At 35.6% G+C, this 17,816-nt stretch carries 21 protein-coding genes and 2 pseudogenes; 14 read left to right on the top strand and 9 right to left on the bottom strand.

Annotated elements, in window-relative coordinates:
- Positions 1 to 7: 7 nt before the first annotated feature.
- The 4 genes and pseudogenes from BR30_RS35850 to BR30_RS0111750 all read left to right on the top strand — a co-directional run bounded on the left by BR30_RS35850 (position 8) and on the right by BR30_RS0111750 (position 1,887).
- Complete coding sequence (locus tag BR30_RS35850; protein WP_081825394.1) at positions 8 to 229, top strand: group II intron maturase-specific domain-containing protein; 222 nt, start codon at positions 8 to 10, stop codon at positions 227 to 229.
- 170 nt (positions 230 to 399) lie between these two features.
- A pseudogene (locus BR30_RS33240) lies at positions 400 to 1,047 on the top strand (reverse transcriptase domain-containing protein); the annotation flags it as partial.
- A complete protein-coding gene (locus BR30_RS35845; protein WP_081825423.1) occupies positions 1,014 to 1,433 on the top strand; it encodes a tetratricopeptide repeat protein in 420 nt (139 codons plus the stop codon). The pseudogene BR30_RS33240 and the gene BR30_RS35845, both read left to right, overlap by 34 nt.
- Positions 1,434 to 1,686: 253 nt before the next feature.
- Positions 1,687 to 1,887, top strand: coding sequence for a cold-shock protein (locus BR30_RS0111750; RefSeq protein WP_007083691.1), 201 nt, complete (start codon positions 1,687 to 1,689; stop codon positions 1,885 to 1,887).
- A 188-nt stretch (positions 1,888 to 2,075) separates the two neighbouring features.
- On the opposite strand, the gene BR30_RS0111745 is transcribed toward BR30_RS0111750, so the two are convergent.
- The 3 genes from BR30_RS0111745 to BR30_RS0111735 form a co-directional block, all read right to left on the bottom strand.
- Complete coding sequence (locus BR30_RS0111745; protein ID WP_026565193.1) at positions 2,076 to 2,285, bottom strand: hypothetical protein; 210 nt, start codon at positions 2,283 to 2,285, stop codon at positions 2,076 to 2,078.
- A 135-nt stretch (positions 2,286 to 2,420) separates the two neighbouring features.
- Complete coding sequence (locus BR30_RS0111740) at positions 2,421 to 2,606, bottom strand: hypothetical protein (RefSeq protein WP_026565192.1); 186 nt, start codon at positions 2,604 to 2,606, stop codon at positions 2,421 to 2,423.
- A gap of 674 nt (positions 2,607 to 3,280) precedes the next feature.
- Entirely contained in the window at positions 3,281 to 4,297 is a 1,017-nt protein-coding gene (locus BR30_RS0111735; RefSeq protein ID WP_035445421.1) for a DUF3231 family protein, read from the bottom strand.
- Positions 4,298 to 4,765: 468 nt separating this feature from the next.
- On the opposite strand from BR30_RS0111735, the gene BR30_RS0111730 reads away from it, so the two are divergent.
- Positions 4,766 to 5,707, top strand: a complete 942-nt coding sequence (locus tag BR30_RS0111730) for an SMI1/KNR4 family protein (protein ID WP_026565190.1) — start codon at positions 4,766 to 4,768, stop codon at positions 5,705 to 5,707.
- Between the two features lie 191 nt (positions 5,708 to 5,898).
- Entirely contained in the window at positions 5,899 to 6,258 is a 360-nt protein-coding gene (locus tag BR30_RS0111725; RefSeq protein ID WP_026565189.1) for a hypothetical protein, read from the top strand.
- A 552-nt stretch (positions 6,259 to 6,810) separates the two neighbouring features.
- On the opposite strand, the gene BR30_RS33230 is transcribed toward BR30_RS0111725, so the two are convergent.
- The gene (locus BR30_RS33230; RefSeq protein WP_231507685.1) at positions 6,811 to 7,494 is read right to left on the bottom strand and encodes an IS110 family RNA-guided transposase; all 684 of its coding nucleotides are present in this window, start codon (positions 7,492 to 7,494) and stop codon (positions 6,811 to 6,813) included.
- 54 nt (positions 7,495 to 7,548) lie between these two features.
- The gene (locus BR30_RS37305; protein WP_197032322.1) at positions 7,549 to 7,938 is read right to left on the bottom strand and encodes an IS110 family transposase; all 390 of its coding nucleotides are present in this window, start codon (positions 7,936 to 7,938) and stop codon (positions 7,549 to 7,551) included.
- A gap of 279 nt (positions 7,939 to 8,217) precedes the next feature.
- Here BR30_RS37305 and BR30_RS0111715 point away from each other — a divergent pair, with 279 nt between their 5' ends.
- The 7 genes from BR30_RS0111715 (at position 8,218) to BR30_RS0111690 (ending at position 13,356) form a co-directional block, all read left to right on the top strand.
- Positions 8,218 to 9,075: a hypothetical protein gene (locus tag BR30_RS0111715; protein ID WP_026565188.1), complete on the top strand. Its 858-nt coding sequence runs from the start codon at positions 8,218 to 8,220 to the stop codon at positions 9,073 to 9,075.
- A 476-nt stretch (positions 9,076 to 9,551) separates the two neighbouring features.
- The gene (locus tag BR30_RS0111710; protein ID WP_051633576.1) at positions 9,552 to 10,394 is read left to right on the top strand and encodes a pirin family protein; all 843 of its coding nucleotides are present in this window, start codon (positions 9,552 to 9,554) and stop codon (positions 10,392 to 10,394) included.
- A 77-nt stretch (positions 10,395 to 10,471) separates the two neighbouring features.
- A complete protein-coding gene (locus BR30_RS0111705; protein WP_026565186.1) occupies positions 10,472 to 10,843 on the top strand; it encodes a winged helix-turn-helix transcriptional regulator in 372 nt (123 codons plus the stop codon).
- Positions 10,844 to 10,868: 25 nt separating this feature from the next.
- Positions 10,869 to 11,423 (top strand): NADPH-dependent FMN reductase, encoded by a 555-nt coding sequence (locus tag BR30_RS0111700; RefSeq protein WP_026565185.1) that lies wholly within the window; start codon positions 10,869 to 10,871, stop codon positions 11,421 to 11,423.
- A gap of 33 nt (positions 11,424 to 11,456) precedes the next feature.
- Positions 11,457 to 11,690 carry a hypothetical protein gene (locus BR30_RS37785; protein WP_231507683.1) on the top strand — a complete coding sequence of 78 codons (234 nt, stop codon included), beginning with the start codon at positions 11,457 to 11,459 and terminating at the stop codon, positions 11,688 to 11,690.
- Between the two features lie 29 nt (positions 11,691 to 11,719).
- Positions 11,720 to 12,667 carry an MFS transporter gene (locus tag BR30_RS33225; RefSeq protein ID WP_231507682.1) on the top strand — a complete coding sequence of 316 codons (948 nt, stop codon included), beginning with the start codon at positions 11,720 to 11,722 and terminating at the stop codon, positions 12,665 to 12,667.
- Between the two features lie 326 nt (positions 12,668 to 12,993).
- On the top strand, positions 12,994 to 13,356 hold the full coding sequence (locus tag BR30_RS0111690; protein WP_155928583.1) for a hypothetical protein: 363 nt from the start codon (positions 12,994 to 12,996) through the stop codon (positions 13,354 to 13,356).
- A gap of 377 nt (positions 13,357 to 13,733) precedes the next feature.
- Here the strand turns inward: BR30_RS0111690 and BR30_RS33220 are convergent.
- Positions 13,734 to 14,644: pseudogene (locus BR30_RS33220) on the bottom strand (IS110 family transposase).
- Positions 14,645 to 14,974: 330 nt separating this feature from the next.
- Here BR30_RS33220 and BR30_RS0111680 point away from each other — a divergent pair.
- On the top strand, positions 14,975 to 15,913 hold the full coding sequence (locus BR30_RS0111680) for a hypothetical protein (protein WP_026565183.1): 939 nt from the start codon (positions 14,975 to 14,977) through the stop codon (positions 15,911 to 15,913).
- Positions 15,914 to 16,175: 262 nt separating this feature from the next.
- Here BR30_RS0111680 and BR30_RS0111675 read toward each other — a convergent pair whose 3' ends face one another.
- The 3 genes from BR30_RS0111675 to BR30_RS0111665 form a co-directional block, all read right to left on the bottom strand.
- Positions 16,176 to 17,102, bottom strand: coding sequence for a DMT family transporter (locus BR30_RS0111675; RefSeq protein ID WP_026565182.1), 927 nt, complete (start codon positions 17,100 to 17,102; stop codon positions 16,176 to 16,178).
- Between the two features lie 117 nt (positions 17,103 to 17,219).
- Positions 17,220 to 17,501 carry a hypothetical protein gene (locus BR30_RS0111670; protein ID WP_026565181.1) on the bottom strand — a complete coding sequence of 94 codons (282 nt, stop codon included), beginning with the start codon at positions 17,499 to 17,501 and terminating at the stop codon, positions 17,220 to 17,222.
- A gap of 56 nt (positions 17,502 to 17,557) precedes the next feature.
- A complete protein-coding gene (locus BR30_RS0111665) occupies positions 17,558 to 17,749 on the bottom strand; it encodes a hypothetical protein (protein ID WP_026565180.1) in 192 nt (63 codons plus the stop codon).
- Between the last annotated feature and the right edge of the window lie 67 nt (positions 17,750 to 17,816).

Raw genomic sequence — 17,816 nt, 5'->3', positions numbered from 1 at the left:
TCCTGTTATCAGAGGATGGGGTAACTACTATCGTAAAGCTCACGTTAAAAAACTCTTCAATAAACTCCAACGCTGGATTGTAAGAAGAATATGGAGCCATCGATTTAAAAGATGGCGAAACATGGGTTGGAAGAAACTTCACGAATCCAAACTCTATTCGGATTACAAACTTGTAAACCTTATTTCATTAATTCCAGATTTAGAATCTAAAGTTGCATCTAAAGGATGACATAAAGGAAAGCGGATTACGGGAAAACTGTACGATCCGTTTGATTGAGCGGACGGAGGAAGGCTTTTGCCGACCTCCTTCGACTCTACACCAATGATGACAAGGACAACATAACTTTGTCTAGGAAAGGAACCCTACTTCGTTCATATGTTGGAAGGGGGTAAGAGTCAGTGAATGCCAAGAAAATGGCTAACTACACCAATAATGCAAAAGCTCAAGAACTCTGGAAGACGTTATATCTTTGTGCCAAGGAAAACACTGGTCGCAAGTTTCATGCTTTATATGATAAAATCTATCGTCCTGACATCCTATGGGAAGCATGGCAACGTGTGAAACGAAAGAAAGGTAGTGGAGGTGTAGATGGACAATCGATTGAAAGTATCGTCGAGGAGTATGGGGAGAAGAAATTCTTGAACGAACTCTACCTAGAGTTAAAGGAAAATAGATATCATCCACATCCGGTCCTAAGAACCTACATACCAAAAGACGACGGAAGGAAACGTCCATTAGGAATTCCAACTATAAAAGACCGAGTAGTACAAATGGCAACCAAAATGATTATTGAACCTATCTTTGAGGCAGACTTTCAGGATTGCTCATTTGGCTTTCGCCCTAAGCGTAATGCTCATCAAGCCATGGCGAAGATTCGTAAGGCAAGTAAGAAATGTTTTTGGGTAGTAGACGTCGATATCCAAGGGTATTTTGATAACATCAACCAAGATAAGCTGATGAAACTAGTGGAGCAACGTATAAGCGACCGAAGAGTTTTAAAATTACTTCGTAAATGGTTGAAAGCTGGCATTATGGAAGAGGGGAAAATAAGCAATCCAATGATGATTATGTTTATAGAGCAGTCATTTATGAAGATTTATTTTTAAGAAAAAAAGCCATTCAAACAATGGAATCCGCCGTAAAAAACCAACGTTTCAACATAAAAGAAATATCAAGTGGTTATTTTTATTTAGGGGAACTTTATTCTAAAATGAAGGATTACGGTAAAGCCTCAAATTGTTATCAACAAGGACTTGAATTAGCGAAAGACGAGAAATTTTTTTATAGCAGTAATTTAAAAAAGGCTATTGAAACGTTTGTTAAAAATAAGGATATAGAGGTAGCAAATTTCTGGTTAAATAATCTTCTTCAACGACAAAGTTATGATAAGAAATTTAAGAAATTAGCTATTTTTGAAAATCAAATTAGATGAAGACCTTATTGAACTGGGTGCTTTACTTGAATAATAACAACATAAGAATCCAAACTAATTGTGAAAATTCAGGAGTGGCAAATATGGTTGCGTTTATGTCGTCTTGCAAATACTTTTAAAAAATGTTAAACTTTAGAAGAATTATTTTTGGTCGGTGTAAAGGATAGTATAAGATTAACTTTTCGTCTTGATGATCACTGAGTGCAAGGATAGTAACACATTGTGTGCAAAGCACACAGCAGGAGGAAACAAAATGGAACAAGGTAAAGTAAAATGGTTTAACGCAGAAAAAGGTTTCGGATTTATCGAACGCGAAGCTGGAGACGATGTATTCGTTCACTTCTCAGCAATCCAAAGCGAAGGTTTCAAATCTTTAGACGAAGGTCAAGCAGTTACTTTTGAAGTAGAGCAAGGTCAACGTGGTCCCCAAGCTACTAACGTTCGTAAAGCTTAATAATAAATAATAATGTTGGATATAGACAGGCTCTATTTTAGAGTCTGTTTTTTATTTACGTTAAAAACAAGAAACCCCACTCACGAATGAATGGGGAACATGTAAACAAGTAAATCAAATGGTAATCAAAGTGTATCACATAATCAATCAAAAATTCTACTAATTATCAAATAAAAATAAGCATCCGATTATTCGGATGCATACTTAATTATTCCATGTAAATAAACTGAGTATTCTCTCTGTACATATTCTCTTAATTTTATTCTTTGTTCTGTTTCTAATACTCTAACCAATTCTTGAATCTTTTTTTCATCTTCTTTTGTAGTAGGAATCTCTAATGAAAACATATTACCTCGGCTACCATTTAATAATCTTTTTAATAACTCAACTTTATTCATTGGGTCATCCCCTTTAGTTGTTATATTCGACATAAGTGGACTTTTTCCTTGGAATATCTTATATTGTCAAGTTTTACCGACTTTCCACTAAAAGCATCTGATTATAGGTACCCTGACAGAAATGGGTAGCTTTTTTTATTTGCTTTTTTTATACCCACCTTCTACCAATCTAATCATATCACGCCCTGAGGTCTTTTCTGTTTCATGATAACCTTGTTCATCACGCAAACTCAAGTACCAGTTGCTATCGCCGTCTTCATTTAGCCTATATAACTTATTGGTAAAAACATTAGTATAAAAATCTCCATTTCTTAGCCTCATAATATCCCACCTCTAATGTATATAAACTGTATTATGCCCAAGATAAGCACTTGGAGCCATTAGATACATATACAGTCCAAAAATCCCATAGATATACAAGGAAAAGACGTGACAATCAAGGGCGTAGGGACAGAACATGTAAAGTAAGGAATGCCTGCAGCTGAATTTTTCCTTCTTCAGCTAACGAGGCAGGTTAGTTTAATTACAATTGTGGGTTATTATGGTAAAATTTGATATAGGAGGGGAGTTAAAATAAAGATAATTTTTCAAGCAATTATTTGGTCAATAATAATTCATTTAGCTTATTTTATAACTGTATTTTTAGTAGGGTATATAAAAACAAGCTTATATAAACCTAATATTCCAAGTGAATGGGATAATGTGAATACACTTCAAAATGAAGTAGCGTTCGGGATTGTTGTTTCTCCTGTTTTTATTATATTAACATTTGTAGGATTGGCTGTAATTTGCGGAATTAAAATATACTTTTATAAAAGATTGTTCTTCAACTAACGGGTGCGATTCTTCAATAACGAAGGATCGTTTTTTCCTACTTCAAGTAACTGGGCAGTTTAGTGTAACAAGGGAGATGGAATTTTGTTTTCTTTGCCCTATGAAGTGCAGCAAATGAAAAAGCTAGGAATCGTTCCTAGCGTCCAGTTTTTACATATTATTTATTTTTCCTTCCTGTTGGCGTGCGAGTCACGGTCACTTGCTGTTGGAGGCTGCTCTAACCATCCATTTTTTATCATTAGGTTTGCTCCGTCTTCTGCAAATTGTAAGAGTTCTAAAATTAGTCGTATGTAATGAGCACCTAAATCTCTTCTTGAATTGACACTCAAAGCAGAACCATAAAATGAAAGGGATAATTGTGTAGACAATAGAATTTGGTACATCATATATTTATCCGAAAAGGTCATAGAAGTAGAGCTCGTGATCATCGATTGCCAAGAAACAGGAGAATTTAATTTATCTTCCTTAAATACCGATTCAAATATTTTTATGTGTTTATTGGCAATGTCAAGTCCCCTCATGAAATATTGACGAATCTCTTTGGATTGGGCTACTTGTATGAATCCTACTTTTAAAGCAGCATGTAAATGCATTTTTAGCATGTTGAAAGTAATATCTCCTATTTCGATAGCATTCAGAGGACGACGATCTCCCAACCATCCCGTTAAAAAGCTTTGGTGCTTTACAAAATCGATTGATTCGGGTGGTGAAATAACAGGAGGTCGTACAAAAAGTCCTTTAGAAAGCATTAAATCAATGGATTGATCAAAAAGCTCCATCGTTTCGGACATACAGGTTATGTAATACTTCCGTAAATCAGAACGAATCGAAGTACCAACAGACAAAGAATATCCAGTCATCCCTTGCAAAGTCATGATATAAATATAATTTAGGTAGAACGGGTCTTGAAAAAGGCGAGGTGCTTGAATGTTTACGTCATCTTTTTCTGTAAACCCATGTGGGATAGGATAATTTTCATTTACCATGAATTCTGTAATTTTTTGGACATGCTTTTGGGATAATCCAAGGGCAGTTTGGTAGATTGATTTGACATCGTGATCTTCAATATGCTCCAGTGCATAACGAAAAAAACAAATGGACATGGTATCAAAAATGTATTGAGTCCAAAGGCTTGCCATTTCTGGAGCAGTTAATCGAATGGGGTTATTTGTCTCCAAGATTTATCCTCCAATAAACGAACTTGTACATTGTTTTTATTGTTTTCTCAGAGGTGAAAAATATGTAAAAAATTAGAAACCTCTTAAATCAAAAGATTTTACTGATGAGAAACAAGGTGTAGTTTTGATAAAAACAGTATTTGTGGAGGTTTTTTACAAAGAAACTTCAACATGGTTCGATGCGGGTGGTTCAGTAATTCCGATTATTATCGGGATACATTTATAGCTTAACTGGTGTGATACTTCAAGATGTAGTTTGCCTTTTTCTAATCTCACAAAAAAATTGTGAAATAGTGCACTTAAAGTAACGGGTGCAAGAGTTGAAGATCAAGCTGCCATTTTTGGTGGCTTTTTTATTGAAGTAACGAAGCAGAAATGACAAAAATTTATTGAATATATAGAGGGTTTTTAATAATAAATATCGAAAACCCTCATAGTTAATTATCCGAAAGTTTCATGGAGGAAGAAATGAAGAAAGTAATAAACATGATTAATCCGAGTTCCAAAGTGGCTGGTGTATCGTTGCTTGAATTGAAAAAAGCAGAAAAAGCACTTGGTGCTACTTTTCCAGAGGAGTACAAAGAAATCTTTTTAGAAACGAATGGAGCTAAATTTGGTGATTGGACTTTGTTCCCTATTCAAATGAAAGAACGATCAGCATTAACAATTGATATTGTAAAACAAAATCGTGAGAACAGACCGAAAAATGTACCGAGTGATATGATTTGCATTGGTGAAAATATCAATGGTGATAAACTTTGCTATCGTATAAGAAAAAGATTTATGCAGGAACTAATCTTTCTTTGGAATGAAAAAACTGGAATAAGCGATTGTAAGGCATCAACTTTAAGCCAGTTTATTGATTGGTATGTGCCGAAAGTGAATACTAATAAGCCTTTAACAGTTGGTACTTTTACAGTTGATAGTGGAAAGTTAATTGTTACTGATCCATGTTATCAGGTGGATGAAGAAGATCTGCAAATTATACTTTCAAATGTAAAAAAGGGGAATTGGAAGGCATCCATCACTTACACTGATGAAGAAGTGGTGGAAAGTTTAATTGTATTTCATGGAGAAAAGAAACCAAGTGGAAAATGGCATGATTGCGATAAAACAATTGCAGTTGATTCTGCACAAGCTGGAATCTTTGATCTTGCAGTATTCGGTAGAGATGAATCTATCCAATATGAAGTGAAAAATGTTTATGATATAGAGATAGATGAAGATGGATTAAAATATTATGTTGCATGTTGTGATATTGTTGCTTCAGATGCACAAGGGGGAGTCGTTCCAGGTGGTGCGGTTTCAATGTCTGGTTATGGTGACGGTGAGTACGAGGTGAAAGTAAAATATAACATTTCTAAAGAGGTTATTGGAGTGATGATTGACTTTGGAGCTGAAGAGGAGTAATACTTTTCACAAATAGATAGTGAAATACACATGTTCTTCTTCAACGGGTGCAAGAGTTGAAAATCCAGCCGTCATTTCTGGCGGCTTTCTTATTGCACTAACGAAGCAGTTTAGTTGAACAGTGGATTATCATTACTGGCTGGGAATTTGTATAAATCATCGGATAAAATATAAGTATGGAGGGAGAGATTATGAAGGGCAGACCAGAACTAAAAATAGAAGCAGAAAAAATTTATAAAACAAAGAAGAACCCTAATGGAATGTTTGTAGCACGGATTATCCAGATACCCAAAGAAGAAGAAAAACTAGACTTTGTTTTGGTGATTCAAAACCGAAAAAACAAGCAGATTACTTATAAAGAAGTCTTGGTAACAACAGATAATGATTATTATTCCTTTCGACTTGCACGTGGAAATCTTGAATGGGTATCCTTGAATGCAGTTGCGGTATGGGACAGTCTCGGTCATAAATTAGTGGAAGTAGCAGCTTTAACAGGCAGGGAAAATTACCGTATTTCCGATGAACATTGTTCAGCTTATCGGGAAAAATGACAAATTTGTATTTTAAACCCTGAGACGATGTTGAAATGTTCTTCTTTCACTAATGGGTGCTTGAACAAGGGGGTTGCTGCGGCGATCCTTTTTCTTGCTCAACTGATATGAACGAAACTGTCAACCCACCACACCAAAATGTTTTAAAATGGTGTTTTATTCAGTATGAATAGAGTTATTCCTTGTTTAACTTATAGACCAAATATCCTTTCGGATTTAGCTTGTCAAGGGCGCACTTTCCCTTGATAAGCTAAATCTGAAATGGATACAATTCTAAAAGTTGAACAAGGATAACCTTAAAAACTTGGCACGAAGGCAAAAACGCTGACGGTAGTATACAAACTGATATGCGTGGGTTGGGTACCACATTTCACTCCATCCGTCACGGAGCTGCCTCTGACTAACGGCGCACGTTCAGTCCTTGGACCTAGTGCATAGTTGAACATGAGGGTTCTCCTTCCCAGGGGTTTGCCTTCGAGCCAAATCTTTAATTTTCAATTACAAAGTTATTACTTAATAAAAAATTTCATATATGTCTTACTTTCAATCTACTTAAGCAGCATTCGAATCACTTACTAGTTTATCCTCAATAGAACAAGCGATAGCCCAAATAAAGCCAAGTAATTCTCTAGCGACAGCAACAACAGCTACTTTTCCACCTTTTCCTTTAGCGGAGATGCGATGATATTTCTTATGAAGACGGTGTTGAGCCTTCCAAGCAATTCGTTTTGCCTCTGGATCTTGGTTTTCTTGACGTTTAAGCAATTCACCTTTAAGAGATGGTCGGTGACGATAAGACCAACAAACTTCTACTATGGAACGACGAATTTGGGAGTTTCCAGTTTTGGTAATCGAACCTTGCCAACGGCTAGACCCACTTGAATATTCCTTCGGAACAAGACCAGCATAGGACATTAATTGTCTAGGACTTGAAAACCTTGAAAATTGTCCGATTTCCGCAACTAATGTAACTGCCGTAACTTCAGCAACTCCTCTTAAGGTTTGAAGTGCTTGTATGACGGGAGCATGTTCACTTTGAAGGGCTTCTTCATGAATCTGTGCTTCGATACGTTTCATACGATCTTCAACTTCATAAATTGCATGGAGATATTCTTGAAAAACAATACGATGAGAAGCTCTTTCAAAAGTTAATCGTTTTAACCATTCACGATGTTTTACAGACCAATTTCGTACTCCTTGCGGAGGACGTATTTCATGGCGAAGTAAGAAGTGAATAAGTCTCTGACGAGAACTTTGTAAATCCTCACGAGCATCATGACGTGCACGAATTCAGTCTCTCAATGCTTCATGATCCTCATCTGGAACCCATACAGAAGTAAGCTCTCCAGCACGAAGTAGCTGAGCTAATCTAATAGAATCTCTTTTATCTGTTTTTACACGATCGCCAGATCGCTTTGGGATAAGAGAGGGTGCCACAACCATACATTCAATATCCATTGAAAGAAGTAATCGGTAAATTCCATATCCAGTAGACCCTGCTTCATAACATACTAATAGGTTGTCAGGATTCCCCAACTTTTTCATTAGTTTGCGAATGTCTTCGGGTTTATTTTGAATAGTTCCATGAAATCTAGGTTCACCACGACCAGGATCAGCAATCGCAACAGCAATTATATCTTTAGATACGTCTAAACCTACAAATTTTTGTACATCCTTCATAATATTCGGCTCCTTTTCGTGTGTAGCTCTACACTTGGTTTTTATTTTGGGTAGTAACATTATGACCAAGTGCAACCTACGTTAAGCGATGGGAGCCGTTTCGTTCATTATGACTAACTGGTGCTTGAGTGAATTTAACAAAGAGTCGTAGCTGCGACTCTTTGTCTTGTTGTGCTAACGGGACAGGTTAGCTTATGAAAAAATTACTCAGATGTGTTTGAAACTTTTTTCCATTTCAAAGCGTATAAATATAAAATGGAAAAAGGTGGGATTGATTAGTTGCAGAATACAAAGATGGATATTTACGATATATTTGCATATTACCAAGATGAGGGATTTTATTATAAATATATCCCTGAAAAAATGTTAAATTACATAAACAAAAAGTATGAGATACCCATTGAAGAATCTATAATTGCATTTTTACATTGTGGATTTAAAACTGGACTCTGCTTTACAGAGAAGGGTGTCTATTGGAAATTGTTTGGGCAAGGGAAAGGAAAAGGGAAAGGTAGATTTTCTTGGGAGTTTTTAAAGAAAATAGACCATTTCAAAATTGAAAAAGATGAACTATATCTAAATAATGAGAAAGTTTTAATGATAGCAGGGACTTCATACCCTTCAAACGATTTAGTAAAACTGCTTGAAGAAATCAAGCGAAATTACATTGAACATCAAGATTTCTTAACTTTAAATACAAGTAGTATAAGTGATTTTTCAATAAATATTGAAAATGTGCTTCGTATATGTAGTACGTTTAAAGGTAATGAGGACTGCTTGTTGTGTACAATGTTAAACGTAGATATAAGAACTTCAGACTCTCTTTCTGATAAAACAAGAATTTCTCTAATGAAGAAAAATAACTTAGGTGAAGATGAAAAATTAATTGCTTATGTTAATACCTATATGGGCATAGGAACAAATGGAATCACAATTACTGAAAAAGGGGTTTTCTTTTCTAAGGAGTTCTTATCGATATATTTTCCTTGGCACGTTTTTAAGCAAATTAGTTTTGTATACAACAATGAGAATAAGGAACTTATAATTAATGATAGAATTGTTATGAATTTAAGTTGTTCAATTATAGAAGCTAATGATATATTTCTATTTCTTCAACAGTTACAGAAGCAATTGTAAAATCCATAGCTTTTTAAATGAATGGGTAGCGAAATTAAACAATGCACTGCCTTGTTTTGTTTCATTAAGAAGAAGATTGTGAATTATTACACTTAAAGTAACGGGTGCTTGACTTGAAGAACGGAGCTGTCATCGAGGCAGCTCTTTTTTCTTGTTCCACTAACGGAGCAGTTTAGTGGAAGAAGGAAATAAAAAGGGAATATTCAAAGTCAGGCTTCTGTTCATAATTTGATTGCTGACGATTCTTGATTAAGAAGGATTGCTTTTTTTGTGAACATCTCTAATTGCTACCCTACTTCCAATAATAAATTTAAATTTTTTTCAGATAAAAATGGCTCTGTAATCCATAGTTTCTTCAAAGGAACTACCCCACATTAAGGTGCCTACTTAACATTCTGACGGTTAGGTTAGATAATAGGTTCCGTAGAGAACACTACATTGTATCGACGCAAACAAGTTAAAAGGAGGAATCAATGATGAATAGCCATGTTTACAATAGAACAATTAGTCATAAATACACTCCTGAATTCCAACGGAATAGTGAAATTCATACAATGGCTTGGGTAATCGAACCAGGACACTGGGAAAAACATGACCCCTTTTTGTTAATGGCACATGATCACATGCGAAGCGGTGTCTTTGGAGTCCACCCTCACCGTGGAATAGAAACTGTAACGTATATGATTGATGGTAACCTAAATCATTATGATAGCAAACATGGGACAGGCGTTCTTCACCCTGGGGATGCACAATGGATGACAGCTGCCAAAGGCGTTGAGCACGTTGAAGATGCTGCTCCTGGAGAACTGGTTAACCTGCTTCAACTTTGGGTCAACATTCCAGCAAAACAAAAAATGACGGCAGCTCGTTATCAAGATCTTCGAAAAGACTACATGCCACACAAAGTGGAAAATGGTGTGTCTACTAAGGTATTCTCAGGTTCAGTAAATGGTTTAACTGCACCAACAATGAATATAACACCAGTTACGATGGTTGAATTCAAAATGGTAGCAGGAAGTGAAATTACCCCAGAAATCCGAGGCTCCTATAATGGATTCTTATATGTTCTAAAAGGTTCAGGCACTTTTGGCTCCGAGCATACATCTGGTAAAGCTGGTGAGGTATTGTGGCTTGGTTCAGGTAATCATGCTGAAATAAGTGATATTAAAATAAAAACTGAAGAAGACATGCATGTAATGCTTTATGCAGGAGAACCGATTGGCGAACCTGTTGCAGCAAGAGGTCCATTTGTGATGAATACAGAAAAGGAAATTCTTCAAGCCTTTGCTGATTATAGAAACGGGACTTTCCTGGACTAATGGAAGTATTAAGACAAAAAATAATCTAAAAGTAACATCCCAAGCGTTGATAATTACTCGTTTATGGAGGTAAAACAATGGACAATAAACCCGATCATTGCAGAGTAGCAACCACGATGGAAATGATTATTGGGAAATGGAAAATTGCTATCATGCTAAATTTGAATCATTATGGAACAATGCGATTTAGCGAACTGCAACATGTGATGCCTGGTGTTACCCAGAAAATGTTAACTTCTCATCTAAGAGATCTTGAACAAGAAGGCATTGTCGAAAGGGTAGTGTATCCTCAAGTTCCGCCAAAAGTGGAATATTCCATGACAGAATACGGAAAATCACTTCAAACCATCCTAGAAATGATGCATGAATGGGGAGAAGCCCATCTTCAAAGAAAAACGCAAATGATGGTCAGTAAAGGTACTGACAATCAAAATGACAAAAATGATTAACAAATATTATTGGAGGTAATCAATCATGAAAATTGTGACAATCGTAGGAAGTTTAAGGAAAGAATCTTATAACATGCACCTTGCAAAAACGATGCAAGAACGTTACCAGGATAAATTTGACATCGAAATAGCAGACATCCGTTCCCTGCCTCATTATGACCAAGATGAGGAAAACAATCCACCGCAGGCAGTAAAAGAATTTAAAGAGTTAATCGCAAGTGCAGATGGTGTTATCATCATTACGCCAGAATACAATTGGTCGATTCCTGGTGTATTAAAGAACGCTCTAGATTGGGCTTCTAGGGTGGAGAAGGTATTCATTGGTAAACCAGTCATGGCTCTTGGTGTGACTCTTGGAATGCTCGGAACTGTTCGTGCTCAAATGCATTTACGTGAAATTCTAGCAGCTCCCGGTGTTCAGGCAAAGATACTTCCTCCAGGAGGAAATGAGGTACTGATTGGTTTTGCAAATAAGAAGTTTAATGAACACACAGGGCAATTGGTGGATGAAGGGACACTTAGTTTCTTAGATAGTAAAGTGGAGGCTTTTATTGGTTTTGTAAAGTCTGAAGCAATTTAAAGGGGGAACAAAAAAACAAAGGGGAAATATAACATGAAAAAAAATGTATTGTTAATTATAGCTTTATTTATCGCATCACTGAATTTACGTCCAGCGATTAATTCAATCGCTCCGTTACTTGGTAATATGAGTGCAGATCTTGGAATGAGTGCGGCAATAGCCAGCTTGCTAACTTCCATTCCAGTGCTTTGCATGGGGATTTTTTCACCAGTCGCCGTAAAAGCTGGGGGGAAATGGGGAATTGAACGAGTAATAGGACTTCGCTAGTAATCATTGGAGTTGGTACTGTTATTCGTTTGTTAACTCATTCCGTATCTGTCCTGCTCATTTCTTCTTTTATTGCGGGTATAGGTATTGCATTAATGGGTCCGCTATTTTCAGGATTTATTAAAAAGCATTTTCCTAAACAAGTTCCATCAATGATTGCCATCTACACAGTTGCACTGACTTTGGGGGCTGCCTTCAGTTCTATGCTAGCGGCTCCGTTGCAGAGAAGTTTTCAATCCTGGCAGAGCTCACTTGCATTTTGGTCAATTATCGCTTTCGTTGCTGCTATTATCTGGTGGATTTTTGTTAACCTACAAGTAAAGAAATCAGTTCAAACTGCTTCAGATGGAACAAATACCAAATTACCTTGGGGGAATGGTAAGGCTTGGATACTTACTTTGTCCTTCGGTTTGATGGCTATGTTATTTTACTCGTTTACAGCATGGCTTCCACAGATTATCCAAGGAATGGGCTATACAAAATCTTACGCATCAACTTCCCTTACTGTATTCGTAGCTATTCAAATTCCTGTTAGTCTAGTGTTACCTATTTTGTTAAAATATTTTCCGTCTCGACGCTTGTGGCTTGTTATCGAATCTTTATTTGAACTTATAGGTCTAATTTTACTAATGTTAAATGTCGAACCAATAATTGCTTCAGCGTTTATCGGAATAGGGGCAGGCGGTTTGTTTTCTTTAAACCTTCTTTTACCAATTGATGCTACAAATAACGCTCATGACGCTGCTTCTTGGTCAGCAATGACACAATCTGTTGGATATGTGATTGGTGCTTTGGGTCCAATTATCCTCGGATGGATTCATGATGCATCCAACAGCTTTGCTTCCGCCGTTATTGGGATGATTGTAATAAATGTACTCATGATTTTAGTTCAATTTGCAGCAACTCATAAAAGAAACAAACAGTTGGATATAGCGAAAAAACAGTTTGAAGTTGTGAATAAAGTTGGATTCAAATAATAAATCCAAGGGCTACGAGTGTAGCTCTTTTTCATTTTGAAATATGATTGTGAAATTATGTACTTAAACTAAAGGGTGCGATAGTTAAAAAAAGCTGCAATGCAGCTTTTTTTATGGAATCTGGCGTAAAAATGAATGTAACTTAATGGAAGTTTTATTACATTGAAGGAACCCAAAAAGCCAAAAATGATTGCTAGCAGTAGTTGATAATTTGTATGCTCAATATTATGATCAAAAATAATAAAATCGCCTTTATACATAATTGAATATAGAAAGGATATCATAAAATGAAAAGAATAATTTTTGGTTTAGTGGGAGTAGGAATCATGTCAGCAGGATTAATCTTCGGTAGTGGAACTATAGAAAAACAAGCGGAAGGTAGTAAAAAACCCAATATAGACGCATTGTTAGCTGAAAATGGATTTACAGCAGAACCACTGTCGAATGATGAAATGAAAGAAATGGATTTATATCTTGAAAAATATCCAAAAGAATTTTCAATTGATAGAACTGTAATAGGAAAAGTGAAAAATCAGGAAAATTCAAAGGTTATAGAAGTTTCCATATCACAAACATCTGGTATTCTTAGTGAAATTCAGGCTGGAAATCCAGAAGAAGCTGAAAAAGTTAGAAAAGAAAAGGGTTTGTCTTTCATTCCTATTTATTTTAATCATGATTCAGATAGATAAAGTAAATCCCCTTTATTAATTTAAAGGGGATTTGTATTTAATATGGCTTAATTTTTTTCATAGTACCGGAAGATTGGATTTTTTTGATTTATCTGTGAGCATTTACAGATATCTTCCGTAATCGGGCGCGATAGTTGCAAAGCATTAGCTACATATGCAACTTTTTTTGTACCTTAAAAAATGTAACATAATATATATTTTGTTACATTTGGGTCAATTTCGGTCTTTTTCTTGTTCAACTAAACCAGCTAATAGTTTGTCAATATTTTTCAATAAAAACTTAAAATATCTCATGTTATACTAAAAATGTGCATGCCAAATAACCTTCCGTTAGTCTGGTGTTGGAAGGATTTGTGCAATTTAGTTTAATTTAGGTTCTAAGCTATATCTTGGAAAGTCGCTTTGTTTTTTAAAAGGGCAAATATCCAGTGTAAGAGTTTATTTACACAAGCAATTACAGCTACTTTAAAAGGTTTTCCTTCATCACGTTTCTTATCATAGAACTCTCGTAATTTCTTATTGCGAGGAATTATTTCATCGCTCGTTTTGCTCTTACGACAGTCACGTATAGCACAACGAACTGCCATATATAAGGCGTGACGAAGCCTACTTGATCCTCTTTTAGTGATTCGGTTTTTGGTGGCTGTAAACTTACCAGATTCAAATACACTTGGGTCAACCCCAGCGAAAGCTACCAGCTTTTTAGGATCGGTAAATCGATCTATCTCTCCAATTTCTGAAATGATCGTTGCAGGGACCTTTTCTCCGATACCAGGAATAGATTTGATTATTTTATATTCTTCAACTTCTTTAGCCAGGGCATCTATCTCAGACTCTAACTTGGATAGGTGCTCTTTGTATTGAAGAATGATGTTTATATACATACCAAGACTCAAAATATGGCTCTGATACAAAGTCTTTTCAAACGGATTTCGGTCTGCGGCAGCTTTGAGTTGAATAGCTTTTTCATTAGCCCATCTGTCTTTACTTTACGAAGACTTGAACTTTTAGCCTTATAAGAGATCTATGGATTAATGATGATTAATAAAAATCCACGTTCCTCCAAGTATTGAACAACAGGGGATTGGTAATGTCCCGTTGCTTCTAGGACGATAGGGGGTTTCTTACCGGTTTCTCTATTTACGACCCCCAGAAACTCTACAAGTAACTCAAGACCTTCAATAGTATGAGAAACTTTAAAACTCTTACGATATGGTTTGCCTTTATCTAAAAATGCCTGAACCTGACTTTCTCCTTTTGAAACATCCAGACCAATGACTGGATTCATTTTAAAATCCTCTTCCTAAACTAGTAATTTGCCAGTACCCCTAATTCCTCCATGCAGTGTCACAGCTTCGCTTGTTATACGAGATCTAGGTCCCAACCAGCCTCAATCATGTTTCTACAAGTAGGGGGCGAACCGTTTAGTTGACGGGGTCGAAGCCCCACGAGCAGATACGTTCTACCCTGGCTACTGATATAATAAATCCATAAAAAAAATGGTCAACCAGAAATATTTAGCATTCTGGCTAACCTTATAATACGAACGTGGCAGAATAGTTCCAGAAGGGGTAGACTACAAAAAGTAGGAAAATGAATTTCTAAGGAGTATGGAAGTATGCTTCAAATGAAAGTAATCAAAAAATTTAAAACCTCTTATCAAATAAAATTTTCGAATGACTATCGTTTTTTATGCCATACAATGGGTAGTAAAACGATTGTTTTTGATTCAAGTTCTTGGGAGAAAATAGCTGAACTTAGTAAACCTAATAATCCTGGAGATATTCATTTCTCAGACAATGATGATTATTTATATATAAAAAACACAATCGGTACTGTATGTGTGTATGAAACGGTTGGATTTCAGTTAATCAAAACCATTAAATCGAATAAAAAATATCAACTTGTTGAAGGGGACTTTGCTTTAACTAATACTTCACTCATTATCCTTGATACACTGAAAACGAAAGACGGACATCAACTGGCATTAATCAACATTGAGAAGGGTGAGTTTGGCGTACTGACTCAATTTAAAGATTCAATTACTCTTATTTATTTTAATCACTTTATCCAGGCTGAAAGTTCTTATTTATTTACTTTGAGTTATGTAAATAATGAAGGTTACCGAATCGAAAAAATAGTAAAAGTTAAAGAACCAATAAATAAAGAGTCCATTGAATTATTAGATAACTTAGAAATTCGGAATTGGGATTCCATCATCTTTAACTCTATTCATAAGGTATATATTGTGGTTCAAGATTATGACATAGTTATACTTGATGGGCAGTTTAAAGAAATTATAAAGAAAGTTAGCTTAACAGATGATGAATACTCTGACTACTTTGGTTTTTTTCGACACATTCACCTATCAAATGATGGTCGATTTATTATCATCACATATAGCAAGACAGTTTTAATACTGCGATACGATGATTTAGAACCCATTGTAGTTGAAGAAATACAATATGCTTGTTTTGGGGAATTCAGCAACGATGACCGATTTATTCTTATAGGAACGTGGGAGAATGGTTACATCCTTGAAAACACTTTACGTTAATGTCTTTGGAGAGATGAAGGTAACCATTCTTCTCTTTCTAATAAGGATTATGAAATTCTTCACTTAAAGTAACGGGGGCGTTAGTTCAACAAGCTATCAAAAATGGATATTAAAAATGGCTCAGTATAGTGAACTGAGCCATTTTTTTAAATTGCAAAAATAGTTACAAAAGGCGGTACAAATTTAGCTACATTTTCGGGTCTTTGCGATAGGAAACGGAACCCGTTACCAATTTGGTAAGTCCTTTAAAGTGATTTTTCAATTAAATAGCACGATTAACTGTACTTATTTTTTTCTTGAAAATCTTCGTATTTGTTCCAATATAAACACCTGATAGAACAAAGGCCGCTCCAATTCCGTGAGCCACAGTGAAGGTTTCATTTAAAAAGATGGTTGCCATCAAAACGGCCGATACTGGCATGACATTAATAAAAATCGAAGCTTTTGCCGCGCCAATTTCCTTGATTCCGTAATAATACATGATAAATGCCACCACTGTTACGAAAATACTCATATGGGCAATGGCTATCCAAGTTGAAATGTCAGCATGCTGGACATCCTTCCATGTGGTTTCCACTAATGCAAATGGCAATAAAAATAATGTACCAAAAGCTACGGCATAAGTAGTGGATTCGACTGAACTAAACTTTTTTAACACCACTTTGCCGACAACGCTGTATAAGGCCCAACTAATCACAGCACCTAGTAAGACAAAATCAATCGTTTCAAAGCCGATTTCGAACAAAGAAAGTACGTGACCATCTGTAATAATAAAAGTAACCCCAATAAGAGCAATCAACATCCCAAAAATATGATTCTTGGTAATCGTCTCTTTTAAAAATATCCCTGATAGAAGAACAATTAATACAGGATTTGACGCAATAAATAAGGAACTCTTAATGACTGGTGCATGTTTGGTGGCAATAAAAAAGCAAATATTATAGAGTGCTATTCCAGTTAAACCCAAAACCGCAAACAAGCTATAGTCTTTAAGAGTCGGCCTAATCCGATTTTTTTCAGTTAACCACATCAGCGGGAGCAATAAGACAGAAGCACCTAAAAAACGTAAAAAAGCAACTGTAGCCGGTTCAAAGTCTTGAACAGCAATTTTTCCAGCAATAAATGCACTTCCCCATGTCGCCGTAGCGAAAATCAACATTCCATATATAAGCCATTGCTTTTTTTTCATTCATGTCCCTTCAATCTATTAAAAGTAATACTTAGAATTGTAACATTTTTTTCGGATTTCGAAATAATTATTTTTAATAGATTTTGAATTATGTGTTAAATGGGGGAGATCTTAAAATTATTTCCTTTGTTTATTCCTAAAAGAAATAATATTTGATTTTAACGAAGCATAAGTCCCAATCGCTGCATATCCGTAAAACCAGCCCATAAATATACCGCCAAGAGTGTTGTGTTTGTGACTTATAAAAATTGAAATTCCTAATCCAAATAGAAGTGCAATGGTTGGCACAAACCATTTCGGCAATTTGAAATAAACCTTAATTAGTTGAGTTAACACGATAATGATTGGGATTGCAAAAACTGCATCCCAAAAATTTGTTTGAATAGTAGGGAAATCCACAGAAAAACACACCTTTTTTTCTTAATATGTGTGTTTTCCTAAAGATTTATTAATATTTAGTTCATACTGATATACCAAGCCAATCCCCCAATTGCAGCTAAGATGACAATGGCATAAATAGCCGTCAACCTTAAAGTGTTTTGTTTTGTGGAACTTTTATAGTCCTCATCCGGTTTCCCAGTAAGTGCTAGGGTACCAATTAAGGCAGCTATTAGAACAACAATGATAAGAATCATGCCAAACTTCATATTTTTTCATCCTCACTATATGATAAAATTATTGATTTTTCATTAGACATAGTATGATTCCTATATT

It is taken from the genome of Bacillus sp. UNC41MFS5, assembly GCF_000686805.1.
This window is presented reverse-complemented; position numbering and strand designations above follow the sequence as displayed.

Excerpts from the sequence above, each read along its gene's own strand:
- BR30_RS0111675 (WP_026565182.1), bottom strand. The coding sequence starts at position 17,102 with ATGAAAAAAAAGCAATGGCTTATATATGGAATGTTGATTTTCGCTACG.
- BR30_RS0111745 (WP_026565193.1), bottom strand. The coding sequence starts at position 2,285 with ATGAATAAAGTTGAGTTATTAAAAAGATTATTAAATGGTAGCCGAGGT.
- BR30_RS0111665 (WP_026565180.1), bottom strand. The coding sequence starts at position 17,749 with ATGAAGTTTGGCATGATTCTTATCATTGTTGTTCTAATAGCTGCCTTA.
- BR30_RS35845 (WP_081825423.1), top strand. The coding sequence starts at position 1,014 with ATGGTTGAAAGCTGGCATTATGGAAGAGGGGAAAATAAGCAATCCAAT.
- BR30_RS0111730 (WP_026565190.1), top strand. The coding sequence starts at position 4,766 with ATGAAGAAAGTAATAAACATGATTAATCCGAGTTCCAAAGTGGCTGGT.
- BR30_RS0111750 (WP_007083691.1), top strand. The coding sequence starts at position 1,687 with ATGGAACAAGGTAAAGTAAAATGGTTTAACGCAGAAAAAGGTTTCGGA.
- BR30_RS0111700 (WP_026565185.1), top strand. The coding sequence starts at position 10,869 with ATGAAAATTGTGACAATCGTAGGAAGTTTAAGGAAAGAATCTTATAAC.
- BR30_RS37305 (WP_197032322.1), bottom strand. The coding sequence starts at position 7,938 with ATGAAGGATGTACAAAAATTTGTAGGTTTAGACGTATCTAAAGATATA.
- BR30_RS0111725 (WP_026565189.1), top strand. The coding sequence starts at position 5,899 with ATGAAGGGCAGACCAGAACTAAAAATAGAAGCAGAAAAAATTTATAAA.
- BR30_RS0111690 (WP_155928583.1), top strand. The coding sequence starts at position 12,994 with ATGTCAGCAGGATTAATCTTCGGTAGTGGAACTATAGAAAAACAAGCG.
- BR30_RS0111680 (WP_026565183.1), top strand. The coding sequence starts at position 14,975 with ATGCTTCAAATGAAAGTAATCAAAAAATTTAAAACCTCTTATCAAATA.
- BR30_RS37785 (WP_231507683.1), top strand. The coding sequence starts at position 11,457 with ATGAAAAAAAATGTATTGTTAATTATAGCTTTATTTATCGCATCACTG.
- BR30_RS0111710 (WP_051633576.1), top strand. The coding sequence starts at position 9,552 with ATGAATAGCCATGTTTACAATAGAACAATTAGTCATAAATACACTCCT.
- BR30_RS0111705 (WP_026565186.1), top strand. The coding sequence starts at position 10,472 with ATGGACAATAAACCCGATCATTGCAGAGTAGCAACCACGATGGAAATG.
- BR30_RS0111740 (WP_026565192.1), bottom strand. The coding sequence starts at position 2,606 with ATGAGGCTAAGAAATGGAGATTTTTATACTAATGTTTTTACCAATAAG.